This window comes from Arthrobacter sp. SE2, from assembly GCF_058244265.1.
The window spans coordinates 1-22,471 of sequence record NZ_JBZAYA010000027.1 but is presented as its reverse complement, the minus strand read 5'-3'; the positions used below and the strand labels follow the sequence as shown (position 1 = coordinate 22,471).

At 64.6% G+C, this 22,471-nt stretch carries 18 protein-coding genes; 8 read left to right on the top strand and 10 right to left on the bottom strand.

Annotation, left to right across the window (positions count from 1 at the left end):
• Positions 1-15 precede the first annotated feature (15 nt).
• The 5 genes from AC4CS3_RS22180 to AC4CS3_RS22160 form a co-directional block, all read right to left on the bottom strand.
• Positions 16-1,230 carry a serine hydrolase domain-containing protein gene (locus AC4CS3_RS22180; protein WP_490785260.1) on the bottom strand — a complete coding sequence of 405 codons (1,215 nt, stop codon included), beginning with the start codon at positions 1,228-1,230 and terminating at the stop codon, positions 16-18.
• Positions 1,231-1,542: 312 nt separating this feature from the next.
• Positions 1,543-2,355, bottom strand: a complete 813-nt coding sequence (locus AC4CS3_RS22175; RefSeq protein ID WP_441413654.1) for a bifunctional allantoicase/(S)-ureidoglycine aminohydrolase — start codon at positions 2,353-2,355, stop codon at positions 1,543-1,545.
• Positions 2,356-2,365: 10 nt separating this feature from the next.
• A complete protein-coding gene (locus AC4CS3_RS22170; RefSeq protein WP_490785259.1) occupies positions 2,366-3,634 on the bottom strand; it encodes a DUF6986 family protein in 1,269 nt (422 codons plus the stop codon).
• A gap of 2 nt (positions 3,635-3,636) precedes the next feature.
• Positions 3,637-5,247 (bottom strand): malate synthase A, encoded by a 1,611-nt coding sequence (gene aceB / locus AC4CS3_RS22165; protein ID WP_490785258.1) that lies wholly within the window; start codon positions 5,245-5,247, stop codon positions 3,637-3,639.
• A 14-nt stretch (positions 5,248-5,261) separates the two neighbouring features.
• Positions 5,262-6,686: an NAD-dependent malic enzyme gene (locus AC4CS3_RS22160; RefSeq protein WP_490785257.1), complete on the bottom strand. Its 1,425-nt coding sequence runs from the start codon at positions 6,684-6,686 to the stop codon at positions 5,262-5,264.
• Between the two features lie 211 nt (positions 6,687-6,897).
• Between AC4CS3_RS22160 and AC4CS3_RS22155 the strand changes: the two genes are divergently transcribed.
• Entirely contained in the window at positions 6,898-7,653 is a 756-nt protein-coding gene (locus tag AC4CS3_RS22155) for an IclR family transcriptional regulator (RefSeq protein ID WP_059389461.1), read from the top strand.
• 233 nt (positions 7,654-7,886) lie between these two features.
• Here AC4CS3_RS22155 and AC4CS3_RS22150 read toward each other — a convergent pair whose 3' ends face one another.
• Entirely contained in the window at positions 7,887-9,377 is a 1,491-nt protein-coding gene (locus AC4CS3_RS22150; RefSeq protein ID WP_490785256.1) for a nucleobase:cation symporter-2 family protein, read from the bottom strand.
• 164 nt (positions 9,378-9,541) lie between these two features.
• A complete protein-coding gene (gene pucL / locus AC4CS3_RS22145; protein WP_490785255.1) occupies positions 9,542-10,456 on the bottom strand; it encodes a factor-independent urate hydroxylase in 915 nt (304 codons plus the stop codon).
• Between the two features lie 440 nt (positions 10,457-10,896).
• On the opposite strand from pucL, the gene AC4CS3_RS22140 reads away from it, so the two are divergent.
• The gene (locus AC4CS3_RS22140; RefSeq protein WP_269995742.1) at positions 10,897-11,073 is read left to right on the top strand and encodes a hypothetical protein; all 177 of its coding nucleotides are present in this window, start codon (positions 10,897-10,899) and stop codon (positions 11,071-11,073) included.
• A gap of 187 nt (positions 11,074-11,260) precedes the next feature.
• Here AC4CS3_RS22140 and AC4CS3_RS22135 read toward each other — a convergent pair whose 3' ends face one another.
• Both AC4CS3_RS22135 and AC4CS3_RS22130 read right to left on the bottom strand, forming a co-directional pair.
• Positions 11,261-12,010: a DUF2510 domain-containing protein gene (locus tag AC4CS3_RS22135; RefSeq protein WP_490785254.1), complete on the bottom strand. Its 750-nt coding sequence runs from the start codon at positions 12,008-12,010 to the stop codon at positions 11,261-11,263.
• 41 nt (positions 12,011-12,051) lie between these two features.
• A complete protein-coding gene (locus tag AC4CS3_RS22130) occupies positions 12,052-13,452 on the bottom strand; it encodes an 8-oxoguanine deaminase (protein ID WP_490785253.1) in 1,401 nt (466 codons plus the stop codon).
• Between the two features lie 387 nt (positions 13,453-13,839).
• Between AC4CS3_RS22130 and AC4CS3_RS22125 the strand changes: the two genes are divergently transcribed.
• The 5 genes from AC4CS3_RS22125 to AC4CS3_RS22105 all read left to right on the top strand — a co-directional run bounded on the left by AC4CS3_RS22125 (position 13,840) and on the right by AC4CS3_RS22105 (position 21,143).
• Positions 13,840-14,334, top strand: a complete 495-nt coding sequence (locus AC4CS3_RS22125; RefSeq protein ID WP_441413645.1) for a nucleoside deaminase — start codon at positions 13,840-13,842, stop codon at positions 14,332-14,334.
• Positions 14,335-14,348: 14 nt separating this feature from the next.
• The gene (locus tag AC4CS3_RS22120; RefSeq protein WP_490785267.1) at positions 14,349-15,920 is read left to right on the top strand and encodes an NCS2 family permease; all 1,572 of its coding nucleotides are present in this window, start codon (positions 14,349-14,351) and stop codon (positions 15,918-15,920) included.
• A 290-nt stretch (positions 15,921-16,210) separates the two neighbouring features.
• Positions 16,211-17,398: an XdhC family protein gene (locus tag AC4CS3_RS22115; RefSeq protein WP_490785252.1), complete on the top strand. Its 1,188-nt coding sequence runs from the start codon at positions 16,211-16,213 to the stop codon at positions 17,396-17,398.
• A complete protein-coding gene (locus tag AC4CS3_RS22110; protein WP_490785251.1) occupies positions 17,389-18,330 on the top strand; it encodes an FAD binding domain-containing protein in 942 nt (313 codons plus the stop codon). The genes AC4CS3_RS22115 and AC4CS3_RS22110 overlap by 10 nt, the downstream gene beginning before the upstream one ends.
• A 2-nt stretch (positions 18,331-18,332) precedes the next feature.
• Complete coding sequence (locus AC4CS3_RS22105) at positions 18,333-21,143, top strand: molybdopterin-dependent oxidoreductase (protein WP_490785250.1); 2,811 nt, start codon at positions 18,333-18,335, stop codon at positions 21,141-21,143.
• Between the two features lie 69 nt (positions 21,144-21,212).
• Here the strand turns inward: AC4CS3_RS22105 and nboR are convergent, their stop codons facing one another.
• Positions 21,213-21,842: a nicotine blue oxidoreductase gene (gene nboR / locus AC4CS3_RS22100; RefSeq protein WP_490785249.1), complete on the bottom strand. Its 630-nt coding sequence runs from the start codon at positions 21,840-21,842 to the stop codon at positions 21,213-21,215.
• 202 nt (positions 21,843-22,044) lie between these two features.
• Between nboR and AC4CS3_RS22095 the strand changes: the two genes are divergently transcribed.
• Positions 22,045-22,236 carry a YegP family protein gene (locus AC4CS3_RS22095; RefSeq protein ID WP_234753445.1) on the top strand — a complete coding sequence of 64 codons (192 nt, stop codon included), beginning with the start codon at positions 22,045-22,047 and terminating at the stop codon, positions 22,234-22,236.
• Positions 22,237-22,471: the final 235 nt, after the last annotated feature.

The window sequence follows — 22,471 nt, the reverse complement described above, 5'->3', positions numbered from 1 at the left end:
AGGATGCGTCGCGACTCAGCAGAGCCCGTTCATGGCCGCGACGGCCACCTGCAGGAGTTGCTCGAACTCCGGCTGGCCGCTGCCGTCCGTCGACTCGATGTGTTTGTCCGTGTCGGATGGATAGGCGAAGCTCATGGCTATCTGGCGGCTCCCGTCGGTAGTGGTCAACGCGATGCTGGCAAACCAGGTGCTGCCGCCGTAGCCGTAGTAGAAGCCGTTCGTGCATTCGTCATTCCAACGCTGCAGCCCAAGTCCGTGGTTCTCCTGCCACGGGGTTTGCATGTCGCGGAGGGTATCCGCTGCGAGTAGCCTGCCTTGCATGAGCGCAGCATAGAACGTGTTGATATCGCCCACCGTGGAGATGACTCCCTCTGCGGGAGAAGCGACGAGATACTCCGGCTGCGAGGCATTGATGCGCTCGCCGTCGATGAATTCATAGCTCTGGATCATGTCGCGCGCATCCCGGTCCGGCTCGGCCGCCAGCGAGGTGTGGCTCATTCCGAGCGGCACAAAGATATCTGACTTCAGGACATCCCCGATCGGCCGGCCTCGGAGTTTCTGTACGATCGCGGCCAAGGCGAAATAGTTGGCGTCCGAGTAGCGGAAGAGCTGGAAGTTTGCGTGGGCCCACGGTACGGTCCCGGCCATCCGGAGGTAGTCCTCGATGCCGAACCTCGTGTCGATGGCTTGTTTGGTCGGCATGGCCTTCAAGATGGCTTCCGGGGCGCCGGGCAGGCCGGAGCTGTGGTTCAACAGTGAACGCACCGTGACTGGACCCGGCGGATGGACGAGCTGCTCGAATTCCGGGAAGTACTCCGTGACGGGGTCCTCAAGGCCCAGCTTTCCTTCCTGGACCAGCTTGAGCACCGAGACCGCCACCATCGACTGTGTGATGCCGCCGGCCTGGATCCGGTCGTTCACGGCTACCGGTTCGCCGGTCTCGACGTCTTGGCTCCCGTAGGCCTGGGACCATTCCCGGCCCCGGACTTTGATCTGGACGACAACGGCCGGTGCGCCCCGGTTGAGCATTTCATGCGCGAAGAAGTCCGCAACAGGGGATTCCGGAAGGGCTGCTTGCGAATCGGACGACGGGCTACCCGCCGGGGGTTCACCTGTCAGAGGGTAGGTGCAAGCGCCGGACGCCAAGGTCAAAGCCAGGACGACGGCCGCCCGCGCTCGCCGGGAAGTCCGGGATACGCGGGAAGTCCGAGAGGCCCGCGCAGCCTCCATTGCGGCCTCCTGAAGCTACGCTGCAGGGCAACGGCTGGCGCCCTTGCCCCCGTAGTTTCGATCGTCCTCTTCCGAAGCGAGGGGGTCAACGCTGAGATCGTGGGTGCGGCGCAAACCCAACTGTCCCCACCGCCACCCTCGCCTCGCAAGTCCCCGCCGGCTACCAACCTTCGCAAGCTCAGGCAGGGACCCTCGCCGGCGGGGCCCCACGGCCAGGGAACCCTGGCGGCGTGGGCCCCGCAGTTAATGTCGTTATGAACGCTCATAACGACATTAACTGCGAGTCAGTTGGGCTAGCCGGGATGGAAACCCCTAGGTCAGCTTGATCTGCCGGTTCATGTCCTTGTACAGCAGGTAACGGAACTGGCCCGGTCCGCCGGCGTAGCACGCCTGCGGGCAGAAGGCGCGGAGCCACATGAAGTCGCCGGCTTCCACCTCCACCCAGTCGTTGTTGAGCAGGTACATTGCTTTGCCCTCAAGCACGTAGAGGCCGTGCTCCATGACGTGGGTCTCCGGGAACGGGATGACCCCGCCCGGCTGGAAGGTCACAATGTTCACCTGCATGTCGTGGGCCAGGTCGCTGGAATCCGTGAATCGGGTGGTCTTCCAGGCGCCGTCGGTATCCGGCATCGCGGTGGGTTCCACCTCGGCATCACTCGTGACGAATGACTTTGCCTCGTAACCCTCAAGCCGTTCGTAGGCCTTGCGGATCCATTGGAAGGAGACGATGTCGTCGGAGACGTTTTCCAGGCCCCACGAGGCACCGGCGGCCAAGTAGGCATAACCGCCTTCCTCAAGCTGGTGAAGTTCGCCGTCGAGGGTCAGGTTGACGTTGCCCTTGGTGACGAAGACAACGCCTTCAACGCCCGCCTCGAACTCGGCCTTGGGAGCGCCGCCTCCCGGGCCGATCTCGACGATGAGCTGGGAGAACGTGGTGGCAAACCCGGAGATCGGGCGGGCCAGGATCCAGGAGCGGGTGTTGGAGAAGCCCGGAAGGGTGCTGGTCACGATGTCGGTCATGACACCCTTGGGGATCACCGTGTAGGCCTCGGTGACGATGGCCCGTTCCGTGGTGAGGTGGGTCTGCGGCGGCAGCCCGCCCTGGGGATAGTAGTAGTTGCCCATCATTGGATCCTTACTTGGAGGTGGTGTGTGCGAGCCGCGGATGCGCCAATGCGATCAGCCGGGAGAGTTCGACGCCGGCAAGCCGCAGCACTTCTTCTGAACCCACCGCTCCGCACTGGACGCCGCGCAGGACGAAGGCGGCCAGGGCACGGGCGGTTGCAGGTTCGTCCATGACGCCGCCTTCGGTGCGCTCCACATAGTTGCGGAGGCGGGCCGCGGCAGCAGGCAGGCCCTCGCGGTAGAAGGCATACGTTGCCGCGAAACGGCTCGGCAACTGGGCAGCGTGCAGGTCCCAGCCCTGGTAGTAGCCGCGTTCAAGGGATCGGCGGACCAAACGGCCGTGCAGCTTCCACGCGTTTTCCACGTTGTCGCCCACCGGGATGATATTGGTGGAGCCGTCTGAGAGCCGGATGCCCGTTCCCGCGACGGCCAACTGCATGACCTCCTTCGCGAAATCCGCCACGGGGTGTTCCATGGACTGGTACTCCGCGGAGATCTGCAGCGAAGCGGAGTAGTCGTAGGTGCCGTAGTGGAGTGCGCTGATGCGGCCCGGAACTGCGTGCGGAAGCTGGGCCACGGGGGAGGTTCCCTCCGGGCCGAGAATCAGTTGCGGCGTCTCTACCTGGACTTCGAAGCGGAGCCGGCCTGCCGGAAGGGAGTGGATCTCTTCGAGCCGGGAAACAGCGAAGTCCATTGCCTGCACCTGGGCCACCGTGGTGACCTTCGGCAGGGTCAGGATGAGGCCCTCGGGCAGCTCTCCGGCCGAGGCCAAAGTGGAGACGAACAGGTCCAGGGTCCTCAGGCCACGCGCCCGGGTGGGGGCCTCGAAGCATTTGAACCGGATGCCGATGAATGGCGGGGCGGAACCCGCCGCAACGGCCTCGCTGACAGCCTGGGCCGCCGCTACCGCAGCGACGTCTTCTGCTTCGTCGCCCCGGTCGCCGTAGCCGTCCTCGAAGTCGAGGCGCAAGTCCTCGATCGGTTCGCTGCGCAACTTGGCAGCCACGCGGGCGGCGACGGCGGCAGCCAGTTCGGGCTCCTGGCCCAGCAGCGCGCCGAGCCTTTCGAGTCCGCCGTGGGCCTCCGCCGTCGTGATCGCCTGGGCGCCCCATTCAGCGGAGAGCGACGGCGTGAAACGGTCCGCCGGGACGTATACCGTGTGCACGGGCTGGCGGGTGCCATCGTCACCGGGGTAGTTGCGCTCCAAGAGCTGGTCGGTGGCGGCCAGCCGGGAGTCGATCGCGGCGAGATCTGCCGCAGAGAAGGAGGATGCGGCCATTCCTACACCAGCTCGTAGGCGGGAGTGGTCAGGAAGTCCGTGTAGTCCTCGGAGAGACAGATGTCCGCGATCAGGCGGCTGGCCGGCTCGTAGAACTTCTCGAAGGACTCGGCGTCAACCTCGGTGCGCAGGCGATCGGTCTCTTCGCCAAGGATCCGGGTGACCAGTTCGCGGGTGACCGTGTTGCCCGTGTCGGCAAGAACGGACTTGTTGCGGATCTGCTGCCATACCTGTGAGCGGGAGATTTCCGCCGTGGCGGCGTCTTCCATGAGGTTGTGGATCGCGACGGCACCGCTGCCGGAGAGCCATACGGCGGTGTAGGCGACGGCGACGTAGAGGTTCAGGCGAAGCCCGGCCTCGGTCACGTGGCCACCGGCGGAGGAGATGTCCAGCAGCTGCTCGGCAGTCACGAAGACCTCGGGGCGCTGCTTGTCCAGCTGGTTCGGCTTGCCGCCGTTTGCCGGATCGCCGAGCACCGAGTCGAATACTTCGCGGCAGGTGGACACGAGGTCCGGGTGGGCCACCCAGGAACCATCGAAACCGTCGTTTGCCTCGCGGGTCTTGTCCGCGCGGACCTTCTCGAAGGCCTGGGCCGTGACTTCGGGTTCGCGGCGGTTCGGGATGACGGCAGCCATGCCGCCCATCGCGAAGGCGCCGCGCTTGTGGCAGGTCTTGACCAGGAGTTCGGTGTAGGCGCGCATGAACGGGGCCGTCATGACCACAGACGCGCGGTCCGGCAGGATGAAGGACTCGCCGGCGTCGCGGAAGTACTTCACGATGCTGAACAAGTAGTCCCAACGGCCGGCGTTCAGGCCGGACGCGTGGTCCCGCAGTTCGTAGAGGAACTCGTCCATTTCGAATGCGGCCGGGATGGTTTCAATCAGCATGGTGGCGCGGACGCTACCTTGCGGGATGCCGAGGTAGTCCTGGGCGAAGACGAAGATGTCGTTCCACAGGCGGGCCTCGAGGTGGCTTTCCATCTTGGGCAGGTAGTAGTACGGGCCGTGGCCGTTGAGCAGGAGCTGCTTGGCCACGTGGAAGAAGTGCAGGCCGAAGTCCACCAGCGCGCCCACGGTGGGTTCGCCGTCGAGCAGCAGGTGCCGTTCGTCCATGTGCCAGCCGCGGGGGCGTGCGACGACGACGGCGAGCGGCGCGTCCGTCCGGAGCCGGTATTCCTTGCCCTCGGGGGAGGTGTAGCTCAGGGTGCCCTGGGCGGCGTCGCGGAGGTTGAGGATGGCGTCGATGACGTTCGCCCACGTCGGGGTGCTGGCGTCCTCGAGGTCGGCGAGCCAGACCTTGGCGCCGGAGTTCAGGGCGTTGATGGCCATCTTGGCCGGGGAGGCCGGGCCGGTCATCTCGACCCGGCGGTCCTGCAAGGCCTTGGGTGCTTCGGCGACCTTCCAGTCGCCGTCGCGGATGTCCTGCGTTTCGGGCAGGAAGTCGAGGCGGCCGGTGCGAGCCACTTCTTCGCGCTTGGTGACGCGGGCCGCCAGGAGCTCAGTGCGGGTGCCCGCGAAACGGCGGTGCAGTTCCTCCACGAAGGCCAACGCCTTGGGAGTCAGGATCTCCTCGGCTCGTTCGATCGGCCGTGGGTCTGTGACTGTGAGAGCCATGGGATGGTCCTTTCCTAGAGAGCGCTAGCGGCCTGCGTTTGCTGCTGCCGCGCGTTTGCTGCGTTTGCTGCGTTCGCAACGGCTGCGGCGACGTCGGCGGCAACGTGGGGGTCGAAGACGCTGGGGATAATGTAGCTCGCATTCAGTTCATCATCTGCGACCCGGTTGGCGATAGCCTCTGCGGCGGCCACGAGCATTTCCGGGATGATGTCCGATGCTCCGGCGTCGAGCAGTCCGCGGAAGAAGCCCGGGAAGGCCAGCACGTTGTTGATCTGGTTGGGGAAGTCGCTCCGGCCTGTGGCGACGACCGCGGCGTGCTTGGACGCAATCACCGGATCGATTTCCGGGGTGGGGTTGGCCATGGCGAACACGATCGCGTCCTCGGCCATCGAGGCGACCTGCTCTTCGCCGATCACGTGCGGAGCGCTGACGCCGATGAACACGTCGGCACCCCTGAGGGCTTCATGCAGCGTGCCGGAGAAGCCCGCCTCGTTGGTGTTCGCGGCAATCCAGGAACGGTGTTCGTCGTCGTACTTTTCGCCCGAGTGGATGGCGCCGGAACGGCCTGCGGCGACGATGTGCTGCGCGCCCTGGGCTTTGAGGAGCTGGATGATCGCCGAGCCCGCAGCGCCGACGCCGGAGACCACGATCTTGACCTCGGACAGCTTCTTGTCGACGACGCGCAATGCGTTGACGAGGGCCGCGAGGGTGACAATTGCCGTTCCGTGCTGGTCGTCATGGAAGACAGGGATGTCCAGCTCGTCGCGGAGCCGCTTCTCGATTTCGAAGCAGCGCGGGGCTGCGATGTCTTCAAGGTTGATGCCGCCGTAGACCGGAGCCATGGCCTTGGCGATCATGATGATTTCTTCAGTGTCCTGGGTGTCCAGGCAGACCGGCCAGGCGTCGACGTTGGCGAACTGCTTGAACAGCGCGGCCTTGCCTTCCATGACAGGCAGGGCTGCGGCCGGGCCGATGTTGCCCAGGCCAAGAACGGCCGAACCGTCGGTGAGGACGGCGATGGTGTTCCGCTTGACGGTCAGGTTGCGGGCAGCGGCCGGGTCCTCGGCGATGGCGAGGCAGACGCGTGCGACGCCGGGGGTGTAGGCACGCGAGAGGTCGTCGCGGTTGCGCAGGGCCACCTTCGGGACGACCTCGAGCTTGCCGCCCAGGTGCATGAGGAAGGTGCGGTCCGAGACGTGCTGGACCGTGACGCCGTCGAGCGCGTTGAGGGCGTCCTTGACGCGGTTGGCGTGGTCTTCGTCCGTGGTGTTGCAGGTGACGTCGACAACCAGAGTGTCGTGGTGCGACTCGGTCACATCCAGTGCGGTGACGGCCGCACCGGCAGCGGCGACGGCTGCGGCCAGCTCGCTCGTGGCTGTGAAGCTCGACGGCGCGGCGACGCGCAGGGTGATCGAATTTCCGGGGCTCGGGTTCGCCATTGAATTTCCTCCTCGTACAAGGCCCGTAACGGGCCTCCGCTCAAACCGAATGTTTTCGTATTATGGATATTATTATCTACGAAGTGGAAACACAAGCCCTAATCGATGGGCAAGCATTCCGGCGTCGCGTGCTGTATCTTGAGTGTTCTAAGCAACTCTTTTCACGATGCGGATAAGAGTTGTCGGATTCCGAGCCATAGGAGACAACGGAATGGCTGAAAAGCCCTCGGGAGGCGTGCAGTCCGTCGAGCGCGTCTTCGAACTGCTGGAACTCATCACCGACGCCGGCGGAGACGTCACGTTGAGCGAACTGTCGTCGTCGACAGACCTGCCGCTCCCCACCATCCACCGGCTGCTGCGTACTTTGGTGTCCCTCGGCTACATCCGGCAACTGCCCAATCGTCGCTACGCGCTGGGCCCCCGGCTCATCCGGCTTGGCGAAGGCGCCAACAAGCAACTCGGAGCCCTGGCCCGTCCGCAGTTGAAGTCCCTCGTGGACCGGCTCGGCGAAACGTCCAACATGGCCGTGCTGGATTCCGACATGGTCATCTACGTTGCCCAGGTTCCGTCGTTGCACTCCATGCGCATGTTCACCGAGGTGGGCCGCCGCGCCCATACGCACGACACCGGCGTCGGGAAGGCCATCCTGGCCCAGCTCGACGACGAGGTGGTCCGTGGGATCGTGGCCCGCACGGGCATGCCGACTCCTACGGCAAAGAGCATCGGGGACATCGACTCCCTCCTCGCCGATCTGAACCGGATCCGCGAACGCGGCTACTCGATCGACGAGGAAGAGCAGGAGATCGGCGTCCGTTGCTTCGCGATGGCCGTCCCCAACGCTCCGACGCCGACCGCCATTTCCGTTTCCGGACCGGTCTCCCGCGTGGACCAGCACTTTGCCGACCGCGCCGTGCCGCTCCTGCGGGAAGCCGCCCTCGCGATCTCCGCCGAGCTGAACCAGAACTAGCCCGTCCGGACGCTCGCTCACGTATGTGGGGTTTCGGGCGGACGCTCGCTCACGTATGTGGGGTTTCGGGCGGACGCTCGCTCATTAGCGCTCCCTTGAACTACCTGCATGAATAAAACTGCTCCCCGGAAATCGGGCTGAATTTCTCAGTCCAACTTCCGGGGAGCAGTTCATCATGTGAGCGAGGGCCTCGAAAACACCCCGTATATGTGAGCGAGGGTCGGAGGAGGCTGTCAGTGCTCGGCCGGGGAGTCCGACTTGAGAGGCACTTCCTTGCCCTCGGCGTCGATCAGTTTGCCGTTCTCGAAACGGTCGCCGTTCGCAAGGCACGCAATATCCGATTCGGTGACCACGCGTCCCGTGCCTGCCACGAAGACCGACTGGTTGTCCGAGTTGCCGGCCTTGAGGTGGTTGAAGAGCACGTTCAGCAGGATGGCCATGATGGCAGCCGAGCTGATGCCCGAGTGGAAGATCGTGGAGAACCAGGACGGGAACTGGTCGTAGAACTTCGGGGCGGCGATTGGGATCATGCCGAAGCCGATGGACGCAGCCACGATGATCAGATTCATGTTGTTGCGGTACTCCACCTTCGAGAGCGTCCGGATGCCGCTTGCGGCCACAGTTCCGAAGAGTACGACGCCGGCACCGCCCAGGACGGGCGTCGGAACCGCTGCGACAACTCGCCCGAGGACGGGCAGCACGCCGAGAACAACCAGGATGAGTCCGCCGGCACTGACCACGAAGCGGCTCTTGATGCCGGTGATGGCCACGAGACCGACGTTCTGGGCGAATGCACTCTGGGTGAAGGAGTTGAAGAGAGGTGAGACGGCGCTTGAGAGCATGTCCGCACGTAGTCCGTTGCCGATGCGCTTGGAGTCGACCTTGGTGCCCACGATTTCGCCAACTGCGATGATGTCCGCCGAGGTCTCGGTCAGGGTGACCAGGATGACGATCAGCATTGAAACGATGGACGCGATTTCGAAGGTGGGAGTACCGAACGCGAAGGGCGTGGGGAAAGCTACGATCGGACCCTGGCCGACCTTGGAGAAATCTGCCATGCCCGTGGCGAGGGCAATGACGGTCCCGATAGCCATGGCAAGGAGGATGGACAGGCGGGAGATGGCCGCGTTGCCGATCTTGCTCAGGAGCAGGACAATGCCCATCGTGGCCGCGGCGAGACCGATGTTCGCCATGCTGCCGTAGTTGGGTGCGGCGCTGTTGCCGCCCATGGCCCAGTTCGCTGCGACGGGCATGAGGGTCAGTCCGATCGTGGTGATGACAGTACCCGTGACCACGGGCGGGAAGAACTTGATGATCTTGGAGAACAGTGGAGTGATCGCCAGGCCGATCAATGACGCCACAATGACGGAACCAAACACGGCCTGGATTCCGCCGCCTCCGTGGACGATCGCGACCATGGTGGAGACGCCGGCGAAGGACACACCCTGGACCAGCGGCAGTTGCGATCCGAAGAACGGGATGCCGATCGTCTGAAGAATGGTGGCGAGGCCGCCGACAAACAAGCAGGCTGCGATCAGGAGGCCGATGTCCTGCGAGGACATGCCCGCGGCGGCTCCGATGATGAGCGGCGGGGCGATGATGCCGCCGTACATGGTCAAGACGTGTTGGAAGCCGTAGGCGAACGTGCTCCCGATCGAGAGGCGCTGGTCCTCGGGGCGGGCTGGCCCGGACGCTGCGGGGCGGGTTTTATTCTTCGTGTTCATGGCAGACTTTCTTGGTTCATGGCAGACGTCTTTGTCTGGCTAACGTTGTCTGGCTAACAATGTGGTTTTGGGTGTGAGGGATTGCCCAACTGACTCGCATTTGATGTCGTTTTGAGGCTCCAAAACGACACTTGCTGCGAGTCAGTTGGGCGGGTACCTGGGGCTCAGCAGAAGCCGGCGATGCCGTTCCACGCAGCCGGGGCAGGTGTGGTGTTGTCGCGCTGGACCGTGGCTTCGATCAAGCCGTACGGGCGGTCCGCGGCGAAGAAGACCTCGTTGGGGTTGTCGAGGCCGAACGGGCTGAGGTCCACCAGGAAGTGGTGCTTGTTGGGCATCGAGAACTTGATCTCGTCCACTTCGCTGTGGGCCTCCAGGACCTTCTTGCCCATGTCGAACAGGGTCTGCTGCAGGGCGTGGGAGTAGTTCTCCGTGAAGCCTTCCAAGAGCAGGGCCTTGATGTCCTCGTAGCTCTTGTTGAAGTCCGTCCCGGCAGCGTCGAGCCCGGTGTTGTAGCGCCACCGGGCCGAGACGTCAGTGGCGAGGATGCGGTCCGTGGTCTCGGGCAGCGTGGTGTACCGGTCGCGGGGGTAGCCCACGAAGCCGGACTGCGTGGTCTTGAGGACGGTCAGGTCCTTGAGGCCGGAGATGACGTGCGTTGTGTTGCCTTCACGGACCACGACGGCGGTACGGACTTCCTGCCCTTTGCGGACAAAGCTGTGGTCGTGTGCGGAGCCGTGTGCCTGGATGCGGTCCCAGGTGTAGGCCTCGGCTTCCCAGCGGCCGCCCGTGACCCACTCGAAGCTTGAGGTGAAGTGTTCGCTCAGTCGCAGGAGGAAGGCCTCGGGGGAACCGATGCCTTCGCGGGCAAAGGCGTAGACGGTGTTCTTCTGGGTGTCGGTGGCGACGACGTGTGCGTTGTCGCCTTGGAGGTGCGCAGCCTGGAAGTCGCCACGCAATTGCGAGGTGACGTTAAGGTCTTCGATCTGGTGGCGGTCGGTGTCGCGGGTGACTTTGACGACGCGGACTTCTGCCTTGCCGTACTGGTTGTCGCCGAGGACGATGTTGTTGCTCATGGTCATATCCCAACTTCTGTGAGGTGGAACCACTAAGGTCCACCAATGAAATTAAGCGCGTGTTTCATACGCGTTTCTGGTGGAGCCGACCCAACAAAAAAGAGCCGGCATCCGTTGATGCCAGCTCATTACGACCCTGCCTGCTGCTCCCAGGTTACGTGACCTGCGCCACGAATTGAAGAAAGCGTAGCCCACGTTTGCCAGTGGTGTACATCACTTCCGGAGAATCGTTATCTACTTTCCGATTGTGACCGACGGCGGCTGGCCGCGGGGCGTGGTCCCGCGGACACCCCTTGACGCCGTTCGCGGATCCCCTCTACCATTTCCATATAACAAAAAATGTTTTCCAGTATGCGGAAATGCAGATGCGGGAGTTGCGAGGAACCCAACGAAGGGTCTGAGCCGCATCGCCACGGAGAACTTGAGCGCATGAAATAGGAGGACAGATGGACTCGCAGGATAAGAACAACGTCGTGGAATTCCCGGCGCCCGGCCAGGAACTGTACCTGCCGTTCGGCGCTACCGATCCTGACTTCTACATTCCGGCCGACTGTGACCGCATGCCCGGGACTTTCTCCCGTTGGCTGCGCGCCCTTCCGGTATTCGGCCGGCAGCGTTCCTAGGGCTCCTGCCCTTGGGAATGAGGGACTCTGCGCAACAGAGCCAAAAGGCGGGCGGCACCGAACCCCTCACTACGGGGTGGTGCCGCCCGCCGCTTTTTGTGAATACGCAGGTGTGGCCCGTCCGCCGCGTTCCAGGACGCAGCGGACGGGCCACACCCACGATCCCGGCTCCCGCCCAGGCGAACTATTACATTGGCAGGGCCTTGGCGATGGTCGAAACGATCATGCTCGCTTTGACGGACACCAGGATCAGGCTCACGGCGGTCAGGCCTATTAGTGCCCAAACAGGCGCGAGTCCGCGCTGAGGGGCGACCTTGTGGACGATCACTGAACGGCCCACCACGTAGACTCCAGCGCCCAGGAAGGCCCATGCCCAGTGGAAGGGGCGGATAACCCCGTCCCTCTGCAGCTTTTGCCAGTCGAGGTAGGACAAGAGAACGCTGACCCCGTAGATGAGCCAGGAAGAGATAACGAGCAGGAAATATGGAACGCTGAACGCACTGGGATCCAGGGTCGGTACGCGCCGAGCGCCTACATACCGCAGGTGGAAGACCGGATTCCAGAGCATCAGGATTATCAGCGTGATCACCGGCAGCAGCGTGACGAGCCAAATGAACGGATTGTAGACCGGCGTTTGCTTGCTGATTTCCGGGCGCGGCGCGGGCTGGACCGGCCCCGCGTATTGTCCAGGTCCGGCGTATTGCCCTGGCCTCGCGGCCGCAGGCCACGCACCGCCGGTCTGACCCGCGCCGGCCTGACCCGCGGGCCACGCCGCGCCGGGCTGACCCGTGCCAGGCTGACCTGCGCTGGCCTGGGTCGGCGGGTTCCAAGCGTTTCCAGTCCAGGCGTTACCGTCCCACCACCGTAGTTGCCCGGAGCCCGAGGGGTCCGGGTACCAACCTGGAGGAGTCGGCGTGTTGTGCTGGGGGACGGTCATGATTTTGCCTCCTGATCTACGACCTAATCGAGAGGCTACTCCTAACCGCTGATGATTTTCTGTGCGGCGGCTGAGTGTTTGGCAATAAGTTCCGGGATGTCCAGATCCGGAATCTGCCCGTCCACAACGCGCCACTTGCCGGCCACCATGACGCGGTCGGCGCGGTCCGCCGCGCAGAGCAACAATGCCGCGACGGGATCATGGCTGCCGGAGAATCGCAGTCCGTCGGGCTTGAACATGGCAAGGTCTGCCTGCATCCCGGGAGCAATCTGGCCGATGTCGGTGCGGCCCAACACTGCAGCGGATCCCCGCGTCGCCCATCCGAGCGCACGCTCCACCGGGACGTCCGCGCCATAGCGCAGCCGCTGCAGATACAGCGCTTGCCGCGCTTCGAGGATCATGTTGGAGGCATCGTTCGACGCCGAACCGTCCACTCCCAGCCCCACCGGAACCCCGGCGGCCTCAAGTTCCAGCACCCGCGCGGTGCCGGACGCGAGCCGCATGTTCGACGTCGGGCAGTGCGCGACGGCGGTGCCCGCGGCACCCAGCCGGGCGATCTCCTCGTCGTCGAAATGGATCCCGTGGCCAAGCCAGGTGCGGTTTCCGAGCCAGCCGACGCTGTCAAGATAATCCACGGTGCGCAGCCCGAACATCTCGCGGCAGAAATTTTCCTCGTCGATGGTTTCCGCGAGGTGCGTGTGGAGCCGGACATCCAGCCGTTCGGCCATGGCGGCGCTCTCGGCCATGATCTCCCTGGTCACCGAGAACGGTGAGCAAGGGGCCAAGGCGATCTGGATGACCGCACCGTCTCCCCTTTCGTGGTACTTCCCGATCAGCCGTTCGCTATTCGCGAGGATCACCTCCGGGCGCTGCACGGTGGACCGCGGCGGCAGGCCGCCGTCGTCTTCGCCCAGCGTCATGGACCCGCGGGTGAGCGTGGCGCGCATGCCGAGTTCACGCACGACGCCGACCTCGACGTCGATCGCGTCCTCAAGTCCCGCGGGGAAGAGGTAGTGGTGGTCGGCCGCCGTGGTGCAGCCGGAAAGCAGGAGTTCCGCGAGTGCTACTTTCACGGCAAGTTCGAGGCTGTCCGGCGTCAACCGCGCCCATACGGGATACAGGTTTTGTAGCCAAGGGAACAGGGGGGCGTTCGCCACCGGGCCCCAGGCGCGTGTGAGTGTTTGGTAGAAGTGGTGGTGCGTGTTGATAAGACCCGGAAGCAGAACGTGGCTGCCGGCGTCGAAAGTTTCATGGCACGGCGCGGAAGGGCGCTTTCCTGCGGGGACGAGCTCGGCGATTTTCCCATCGCTGACCACGATGCCGCCGCGGGCGTCGAGCCCGTTGGCGGTGAACACATCGAGGGGATTCTTGATCCAGAGCCGGGAAGCGGCCGGGTCTGTTGCTGGGGCTGCTGGAAATCGGAAGTCGGATGTCGGGGACACGGGGATCCTTGTCTGGTCGGCGTAATTGCGTTCCAGCTCAGTGGTTCCTGTCTGCTGATCCAGGTCCCGGAGGTCAACCCTGCCGGTGGCACCCAGCGTAGGTGGCTCCCCGTAGTGCGTCAATGTGACCGGCGCCCGGGCCCGGCCTCACGCCCGGCGTTCAGCACGAATTTCACATCTCGAAACTTTTTTTCCAGAAACTATGGCGCGGCTCACATCTCCGGTGCTAATCTCAATTTGCCAAAGGCGGGCACCCGGACTCCGGGAAGCTATCTACCAGGCGAAACCTTCAAAAGCACATGCTGAAGCCTGGTAATCGCAGCACTGGTCTGTCATGTCCAGACGCCTCCCTGGTTACAGGCTTCCTCAGCACTAAGGAAGTCGCACATGAGTACCACCGTCACGGCCGAACATTTCTTGGCCACTTCCATTGAGCTGGCAACAGCCAATGTCCTCAACAGCGGCGGGCCGTTCGGCGCCGTCATTGTTACCGCGGATGGCCGCGCCTTCGAAGGCGTCAACCGGGTCACCGCTACCAACGACCCCACGGCCCACGCCGAGGTCACCGCCATCCGCAATGCCTGCCGCGAGCTCGGCACCTTCGATCTCAGCGGAGCCACCCTCTACACGAGCTGCGAGCCATGCCCCATGTGCCTCGCCTCGGCGCTCTGGGCCCGCATCGGAAACGTGGTTTTCGCAGCAGACCGGCACGACGCCGCATCCGTCGGCTTCGACGACGCCGTCTTCTACGAATACTTCGAGAACGAAGACCGGGACACGCTCATGCCGGTCCGCAAGCTGGAACTGGGCGACCCTCAGGCCCCGGCCATCCTGGAACCGTTCAACACCTGGAACACGCTTGACTCCAGGATTGACTACTAGGGCCGGTGGCTGAAATGACAATCCTGGACCCCGCAGAAATGCGAACGGCAACTGAAAAGCAGGCTGCGCCTTCCGGCGCAGGGCAGACAGATGCACGCGAAAAGCACACGGCAACCGGACTGGCACAGCGGGGCAGCAGCCCCCAGCCCCCGGCGTCGAACTCCTTCCTGGATCGTTTCTTCCAGATCACCAAGCGTGGCTCCACGCTGGCCCGCGAATTCCGCGGCGGCATCGTCACGTTCTTCACGATGGCATACATCGTTATCCTCAACCCCCTGATCCTGGGCGGATTCTCAGCCCAGAACGCACCCACGGATGTGGCGGGCGGTTGGTTGTCCGCAGCGCAGGTCGGGGCAGTTACCGGCCTGACCGCCGGTGTCATGACGGTCCTCTTCGGCCTGATCGCGAACCTGCCGTTCGGGCTCGCCGCGGGCTTGGGAATCAACTCGTTCCTCGCAGTCGCCGTCATCCATGAAGTCACCTGGCCTGAAGCCATGGGACTGGTGGTCATCAACGGCATCCTGATTGTCCTGTTCGGCGTCACGGGCGCCCGGACCGCGATCTTCAAAGCTGTCCCCAAGGAACTCAAGGCCGCCATCACCGTTGGCATCGGCCTGTTCATCGCCTTCATCGGCTTCGTCGATTCCGGTTTCGTCCGCGCCACAAAAGGCGGACCGCCGGTACAGCTCGGCAACGATGGTTCCATCACCTCCATACCCACCCTCGTTTTCATTGTCGGTCTGCTGGTCATGGGAATCCTCGTGGCCCGCAAGATCCAAGGCGGCCTCCTGATCGGAATCGTCGCCACCACGGTCCTCGCCGCCGTCGTCGAGGCCGTCATGCACATCGGGCCTGGCAGCGCCGCCAATCCCGGTGGCTGGCACCTCAACACCCCGGTCCTGTCCGGCCAGCTGGTTTCCGCACCGGACTTCAGCTTGGTGGGCCACTTCGACCTCTTCGGTTCGTTCTCCCGCATCGGCGGCCTGGCGGCCACGATGCTGGTGTTCACCCTGGTGTTCACCAACTTCTTCGACGCCATGGGCACCATGACCGGCCTCGCCAAGAGCGCCGGCGTGGCATACAAGGACGGGACGTTCCCCAAGCTCAAGGCGGCCTTCATCGTCGAAGGCCTGGGCGCGGTAGCCGGCGGCGCGACGTCGGGCTCGTCCAACACCGTGTACATCGACTCCGCTGCCGGGATTGGCGAAGGTGCCCGCACCGGCCTCGCGTCGGTAGTCACCGGTCTGCTGTTCCTGGGTTCGATGTTCCTGACCCCGCTCACCAGCGTGGTTCCGCTCGAGGTCGCAGCCGCGGCCCTGGTGGTGGTGGGCGCAATGATGATGGCGCAGATCCGCGAGATCAAGTTCTCCAAGTTCTCCGTGGCACTGCCCGCCTTCCTCACCATCGTCACCATGCCGCTGACGTATTCCATCGCCAACGGCATCGGCGTCGGATTCATCTCCTGGGCCGTGATCCACTCGGCATCGGGGAAGGGCAGGAAGGTCCATCCGCTCATGTGGGTTGTGACCGTGGGTTTCTTGATCTACTTTGCCCGCGGGCCGATCAGCGCACTCATGGGATCGTAGCCGGCCATTGAGACGGCGGTCCGGCCGCAAATCACCGCAATGAATAGGCGTCCGCCGATCGTCCCCAACCGCATAAAGCGGACGACGACGGTGGGCGGCGGTGAGGTGCGTCCGCTCCGCTAAGGACCGGGGTGGGAATTGAGAGGCCCGCCCCGGTCCTCTTCACGTAACGGGTTGTCCGTTTACCCGAAGCTCTCCTGTATAGACGCAAGGAATGAGAATATGAGGCAAGATCGCACACTGCCCCGGGCGGGTCTCCGGTCCGGGACCTCAGTAAAGGAGGTGTTGCCATGCTGGATTTGATGCCTTCGCTGGGCACGTGGCGGCCCGCGGTCTCCGGGCAGCGATGCGCCGTCGCCACCATCGTGGCCTCGGGAGGCTCCGTGCCCCGGCCGCTCGGCACGTCCATGCTGGTTTCCGAACACGGGGACGTCCTTGGCAGCCTCTCCGGAGGTTGCGTGGAAGGCGCCGTGGTGGAATCCGCCCTTCAAGCAATGCACGACGGCGGCAGTCGCCTCGAGTCGTTCGGCTACAGCGCCGAGGACGCGTTCGCGGTCGGGCTCACGTGTGGCGGCGAGCTGGAAGTCCACATCCAGCCGACTAGGGCCGACGGCCTGGATTTGGCCTTGTTGAATGCCGCTTCAGGAGGCTCTTCCCTGGCACTCATCCGCAGGCTCGACGCCGCGGGAGGCGCCGTCGTCGTTCCTGATCCGGCGGGTTTTTCCGCCACTGGTTCACAGGAACTTTCGGCCCTTCTTGGCGGGGATGACGCCCTGATCCGCGCGGCCGCGGCGCAGCTCGAACCACTCCTGCATGGCGGCCGGGCAGGGCTGGTGCGTCTCGCCCCGGCCGAAGGTTGCGGGGGCTCCGCGCCGGAAGCCGAACCCATTTCCCTCTTCGTGGAGAGCCGTCTTCCCGCGGCCCGCATGCTGATCTTTGGCGCCAACGACTTCGGGGCGGCCTTGCTCCCCGCCGGGAAACTCCTGGGCTACGAGGTCACTTTGTGCGATGCCCGGCCCGCTTTTTCGAGCCAAGGCCGATTCCTCGCCGCCGACCATCTCGTCACCGACTGGCCGCACCGCTACCTTGCCGCGGAAGCAGCCGCCGGCCGGATCGATTCCCGCACCGTCGTGTGCGTGCTGACCCACGATCCCAAATTCGATATTCCCCTGCTGGAAACAGCTCTCTCTTTGGATCTCGCCTATGTGGGAGCCATGGGTTCCAGACGCAGCCACCGGCAGCGGATCGACGGACTGCTGGACTGCGGCATCCCGGCAGATGCCCTCGAACGCCTGCATTCGCCGATCGGCCTGGACCTTGGTGCTGTCACCCCGGCCGAAGTGGCTGTTTCCATTACCGCCGAAATCCTCGCGTCCCGCGCGCCGCACCCGGTCTCTGCCTGGGGTTCGCTCAAGGACAGCGCAGGACCGATTCACCACAACACCCCCGAACAAAGCAAGGTGACCCCATGGACATGAACACCATCGAGTCCGTCGTTGCCACCACGGATCCAGGCCAGTGGCGCGAGGGCGACGCCTGGCTCGCCGGCGGCACGGTATTGTTCTCCTACGGCAGTCCGGTGGGCAGCGAGGAGCCCCTCAAGCGGTTGCTTGATCTGGGCCAGGCAGGATGGCCGGCCCTAACCGTGAGCGACGCCGGCATTGAGCTGGCCGCCACCTGCACCGTCGCCGAGCTTTACGCTCTGCCGGTGTCGGACGCCGTGGCCGGCCGGAACTGGCCGGGACTGGATCTTTTCCGCCCGTGCTGCGACTCCTTCGTGGCCTCGTTCAAGGTGTGGAACATGTCCACCGTTGGCGGCAATGTGTGCACCTCACTCCCGGCCGGGCCGATGATTTCGCTGTGCGCCGGCCTGGATGCCAGGGCCACCATCCTTGGCCGGCACGGCAGCAGCCGCACTGTTCCAGTGGCAGAGTTCGTCACCGGGGACGGGAAGAACTGCCTGGCACCCGGCGAGCTCCTGCGCAGCATCCACCTGCCGGCGTCGGCCTTGGCGGCGAAGGTGGCCTTCCGCCGGCTCTCCCTCAGCAACCTCGGGCGATCCGGGGTGCTGCTGATCGGAAGGCTCGACGCCGATGGCAGCCTGGTCCTCACCGTCACCGCCGCCACCAAGCGGCCCGTGCAGCTGCGGTTCGCCGCGGCGGAGCTGCCGGACGCTGAGCAGCTGGCCGCCGCCGTCGGGCATTCGATCCCCACGGAGCTGTACCACGATGACATCCACGGGCTCCCCGAATGGCGTCTCGATATGACGTTCCGGCTCGCCGAGGAGATCCGCGCAGAACTGTGCGGTCCGGTATCAGGCGACGGACCCCTCACGGTCTCGGGAGATTTCTGGCCGCCGCACGCCACCTCGCCGCAACCATCCACCCAACCCGCACAGAAGGAGGCCTGAGCATGGCAATCGAGATCAACGGAACAGCCACCGAGGCCGCACCCCGCCCGGGCCAGTGCCTTCGGACGTTCCTGCGCGAACAGGGCAACTTCGGCGTCAAGAAAGGGTGCGACGGCGGCGACTGCGGCGCGTGCACCGTCCACGTCGACGGTAAACCTGTGCACAGTTGCATCTACCCGGCCGTCCGCGCCGAAGGCCACTCGGTCACCACGATCGAGGGGTTGTCGAGCGGGGAAGAGCTGCATCCCGTACAGGAGCAGTTCCTGGATAACCAGGGCTTCCAGTGCGGCTTCTGCACAGCGGGCATGATGATGACCGCCGCCACCTTCGACGAGGAACAGAAGGCGAATCTCCCGCGGAACCTCAAGGGAAACCTGTGCCGCTGCACGGGTTACCGCTCCATTGCGGACGCAGTGTGCGGCAGTCACACGGAGGAGCCCGACGGCGGTGCGGTCGCCCAACCCCACACGGGCCGGCTCGGGGACAACGTTCCCGCCCCCGCGGGGCGCGCCGTCGTCACCGGCGCCGCCCGGTACACCCTCGACGTCCCGGCAGAACAGCTCCCGGGACTGCTGCATCTCAAGTTGCTGCGCTCGCCCCACGCGCATGCCCGCATTGTTTCCATCGATACGACGGCGGCCCTCCAGGTGCCGGGCGTCGTCGCGGTTTTCACCCATGAGGACGCGCCGGCCCGGTTGTTCTCAACGGCCCAGCACGAGCTTTACACCGACGATCCCGACGACACCCGTGTCCTCGACGACGTGGTGCGCTTCATAGGCCAGCGGGTTGCCGCCGTCGTCGCCGAATCGGTGGGCGCAGCGGAAGCCGGGGCCCGGGCCATAAAGGTGGAGTACGAACTCCTGGACGCGGTCTTCTCACCCCAGGACGCCTTGCTGCCCGGTGCGCCCGCGATTCACGGGGAGAAGGACGCGGAAACGGCCCGGATTTCCCGCCCGCAGGACAACGTCGTGGCGGAGGTCCATTCCGAGCTGGGGAACGTCGAAGCCGGATTCGCAGCGGCCGACTTCATCCACGAGAACACGTACCAGACCCAGCGGGTACAGCATGTCGCGATGGAAACGCACTGCTCCATCGCCTGGGTGGAGCCCTCTGAGAATCCAGGGGAGGACCGGCTCATGGTGCGTTCCTCCAGTCAGGTCCCGTTCCTGGTCCGGCGCACCCTGGCCCGCGTGTTCGATCTTCCTGAGGACCGCATCCGCGTGGTGGCCGGCCGCGTGGGCGGAGGGTTCGGTGGTAAGCAGGAAGTGCTCACCGAGGACCTCGTGGCCATGGCGGCCCTCAAACTGCGCCGGCCCGTGCAAGTCGAGTTCACCCGCACCGAACAATTCACCTCCACCACCACGCGCCACCCCTTCACCATCAAGGTCAAGGCCGGGACGAGCCGGGACGGCCACCTGACGGCGATGCAGCTGGACGTGGTCACCAACACCGGTGCGTACGGAAACCACGCGCCCGGAGTGATGTTCCACGGTTGCGGCGAGTCCTTGGCCGTCTACAACTGCGCCAACAAGAAAGTGGATGCGCAGGCCGTCTACACCAACACAGTCCCGGCCGGCGCCTTCCGTGGCTACGGCCTGAGCCAGATGATCTTCGCGATCGAATCCGCGGTGGATGAACTCGCCGTCGGAATCGGCATGGACCCCTTGGAGTTCCGGCTCAAGAACATGGTCCGGCCGGGAGACGACATGCTCTCGACCAACCCGGAACCGGAAGATGATGTTTTCTACGGGAGCTACGGACTGGAGCAGTGCATGGCGTTGGTCCGCGATGCCCTCGAAAGGGGCGAGAAACGTTACCGGGACGCTGGCCTCGACAATCTCGGCCCGGAGTGGTCCACCGGCGTCGGCTCCGCGCTGTCCATGATCGACACCGTTCCGCCGCGCGGCCACTTCGCCCATACGCGCCTCAGGCTCCTGCCGGACGGCACGTTCGACGCCGCCGTCGGGACCGCCGAGTTCGGCAACGGCACCACCACGGTCCACGCCCAACTTGCCGCGACCGCACTGTCCACCACAGCGTCGAACGTTACCGTGCGCCAGTCCGACACTGACCTTGTGGAGCACGATACCGGCGCATTCGGCTCAGCAGGAACCGTGGTGGCCGGACAGGCAACCTTGCTCGCGGCACAAGAGCTCGCGCTCCGGATCCGGGCTGTGGCTGCCGTGTACGCGGGTGTTTCGGAGGCGGATTGCGTGCTCGAAGACGGTGCTGTGCGCTGCGGTGAGCGGGTCTTGGCGCTCGCGGAGGTGTACGACGCCGGGCAGCAACAGGGCGTGGAACTCGCCGCCGAAGGGCGTTGGGGCGGAACCCCGCGTTCGGTCGCCTTCAACGTCCACGGATTCCGGGTGGCCGTGAACACCGGCACGGGAGAGCTCCGGATTCTGCAGAGCGTCCAAGCGGCCGATGCCGGCGTCGTGGTCAACCCGCGGCAATGCCGCGGCCAGGTGGAAGGCGGAATCGCGCAGGCGCTGGGTGTCGCGCTGTATGAAGAAGTCCGCGTGAACGATGCAGGTAAGGTCACCACAGACATCCTGCGGCAGTACCACATCCCTTCCTTTGCGGACGTGCCACGCAGTGAGGTGTACTTCGCGAAAACGAACGACCAGATGGGGCCGCTCGGTGCGAAGTCCATGAGCGAGAGCCCGTTCAACCCCGTGGCACCTGCGCTGGCGAACGCCATCCGAAACGCCACAGGGGTGCGGTTCGCGGCGCTCCCCATCGCCCGGGACAAGATCTACCTTGCGCTGAAGGACGCCGACGCCTCCACCCCCACCCAACTGGCTCGCATTTAATGCCGTTTTGAGCCCTCAAAACGACATGTATTGCTAGTCAGTTGGGGGTGGCTAGTCAGTTGGGGGTGGCTAGTCGCTGAGGAGGTGTAGCTTGTCCTTCGTGTCCACGTCGGCTCCGTCGGCGAGGTCTCTGCAGTCGACGACGTCCACCAGCCCGGGGTGCGCCTTGAGGAAACGGCGGGCTCCGGCGTCGCCCACGGCGGACTCGGCGACGTCGGCACGGAGGGTGGCGTCGATGATCAAGGGGTGGCCGCGCCGGAGTTTTGTTGTGTTGCTGCCGTTGAAGACAGTGTCCGCGTATCCTGCTGCGGTCACACGGCCGGGTTGGTGCGCGGCCAGCAGCCTGGCGACGACGCCGGAGGTCAACCCGGGCTGGTCCACGAGAGCCACCATCACGTTGTGGCCATGGGTAGCCGCCGCAAGACCGGTACGAAACGAGCTGGACATGCCGGACGCCCACTCCGGGTTGTCCGCCACGAGATACCCGCCCAGGTCCGTCGCGCGTCGGACATCCTCGGCTCCGGCCCCGAGCACCACGACGACCTTGAGGCATCCGCCGTCGAGCAATGTCTTGGCGAGTACCTCCACCAAGGTGTGGCCGTGGAAGGGCAGCAGCGCCTTGGGGCCGAGGCCCAGGCGTGTCCCTGCGCCGCCGGCCAACAGCACACCAGTGGTGGGAGCAGGGCTGGAATCGTTCATGGGGTTCACACTATCCATGTGCCCTCGCGAGATCTCTAGGTTCACCTTGCATTCCACTGTAGGTCTACCGAAAAAGGTTGAATATTACCCGTGGGTAGGCCTTCTGGCAGGCTCCCATGGCCGATATTCTCTTATGGACTTCACGAGAGTCAGTGGTCATCGAAGGGGATGCAATGACGCATCCGCGGTGGAAAGAGGTTTTATGTCTGGCATTTTCGAAATCTTGACAGCGGGGGAGCAATCGTTCCGTTTCCGGTTGAAGGCTGATGATGGAACGGTAGTGGCGGTATCGCCCAAGTTCCCGGATATTGCGGCCCTCGTGGCCGGTATCAACGCAGTCAGGGAGAATGCCGCCACAGGATTCGTGGTGGATCGACGCTCGCTCGGAGCGTAACAACAAATCGGCGGTAGTGCTCACGGAGCTCTACCGCCGATTCTTTTTTACAGCTGTTAGGAGTCGCCTCCCGAACCGCCGGTGGTTCCGGCAGTCACGTCAAGAAGCTTGTACCGGTCAATCGCGTACGACGGCGCACTCGGGTCAACCTCGCCCCTCGCCGCGAGGAGTTGGAGGGTTTTCACGACGATGGAGTGGGTGTCGTTTTTGAAGAAGCGGCGTGCGGCTTGGCGGG

Bases quoted from the DNA above. Each gene is read 5' to 3' on its own strand.
- AC4CS3_RS22180 (WP_490785260.1), bottom strand. From the start codon at position 1,230: ATGGAGGCTGCGCGGGCCTCTCGGACTTCCCGCGTATCCCGGACTTCC.
- AC4CS3_RS22175 (WP_441413654.1), bottom strand. From the start codon at position 2,355: ATGGGCAACTACTACTATCCCCAGGGCGGGCTGCCGCCGCAGACCCAC.
- AC4CS3_RS22170 (WP_490785259.1), bottom strand. From the start codon at position 3,634: ATGGCCGCATCCTCCTTCTCTGCGGCAGATCTCGCCGCGATCGACTCC.
- aceB (WP_490785258.1), bottom strand. From the start codon at position 5,247: ATGGCTCTCACAGTCACAGACCCACGGCCGATCGAACGAGCCGAGGAG.
- AC4CS3_RS22160 (WP_490785257.1), bottom strand. From the start codon at position 6,686: ATGGCGAACCCGAGCCCCGGAAATTCGATCACCCTGCGCGTCGCCGCG.
- AC4CS3_RS22155 (WP_059389461.1), top strand. From the start codon at position 6,898: ATGGCTGAAAAGCCCTCGGGAGGCGTGCAGTCCGTCGAGCGCGTCTTC.
- AC4CS3_RS22150 (WP_490785256.1), bottom strand. From the start codon at position 9,377: ATGAACACGAAGAATAAAACCCGCCCCGCAGCGTCCGGGCCAGCCCGC.
- pucL (WP_490785255.1), bottom strand. From the start codon at position 10,456: ATGACCATGAGCAACAACATCGTCCTCGGCGACAACCAGTACGGCAAG.
- AC4CS3_RS22140 (WP_269995742.1), top strand. From the start codon at position 10,897: ATGGACTCGCAGGATAAGAACAACGTCGTGGAATTCCCGGCGCCCGGC.
- AC4CS3_RS22135 (WP_490785254.1), bottom strand. From the start codon at position 12,010: ATGACCGTCCCCCAGCACAACACGCCGACTCCTCCAGGTTGGTACCCG.
- AC4CS3_RS22125 (WP_441413645.1), top strand. From the start codon at position 13,840: ATGAGTACCACCGTCACGGCCGAACATTTCTTGGCCACTTCCATTGAG.
- AC4CS3_RS22120 (WP_490785267.1), top strand. From the start codon at position 14,349: ATGACAATCCTGGACCCCGCAGAAATGCGAACGGCAACTGAAAAGCAG.
- AC4CS3_RS22115 (WP_490785252.1), top strand. From the start codon at position 16,211: ATGCTGGATTTGATGCCTTCGCTGGGCACGTGGCGGCCCGCGGTCTCC.
- AC4CS3_RS22110 (WP_490785251.1), top strand. From the start codon at position 17,389: ATGGACATGAACACCATCGAGTCCGTCGTTGCCACCACGGATCCAGGC.
- AC4CS3_RS22105 (WP_490785250.1), top strand. From the start codon at position 18,333: ATGGCAATCGAGATCAACGGAACAGCCACCGAGGCCGCACCCCGCCCG.
- nboR (WP_490785249.1), bottom strand. From the start codon at position 21,842: ATGAACGATTCCAGCCCTGCTCCCACCACTGGTGTGCTGTTGGCCGGC.
- AC4CS3_RS22095 (WP_234753445.1), top strand. From the start codon at position 22,045: ATGTCTGGCATTTTCGAAATCTTGACAGCGGGGGAGCAATCGTTCCGT.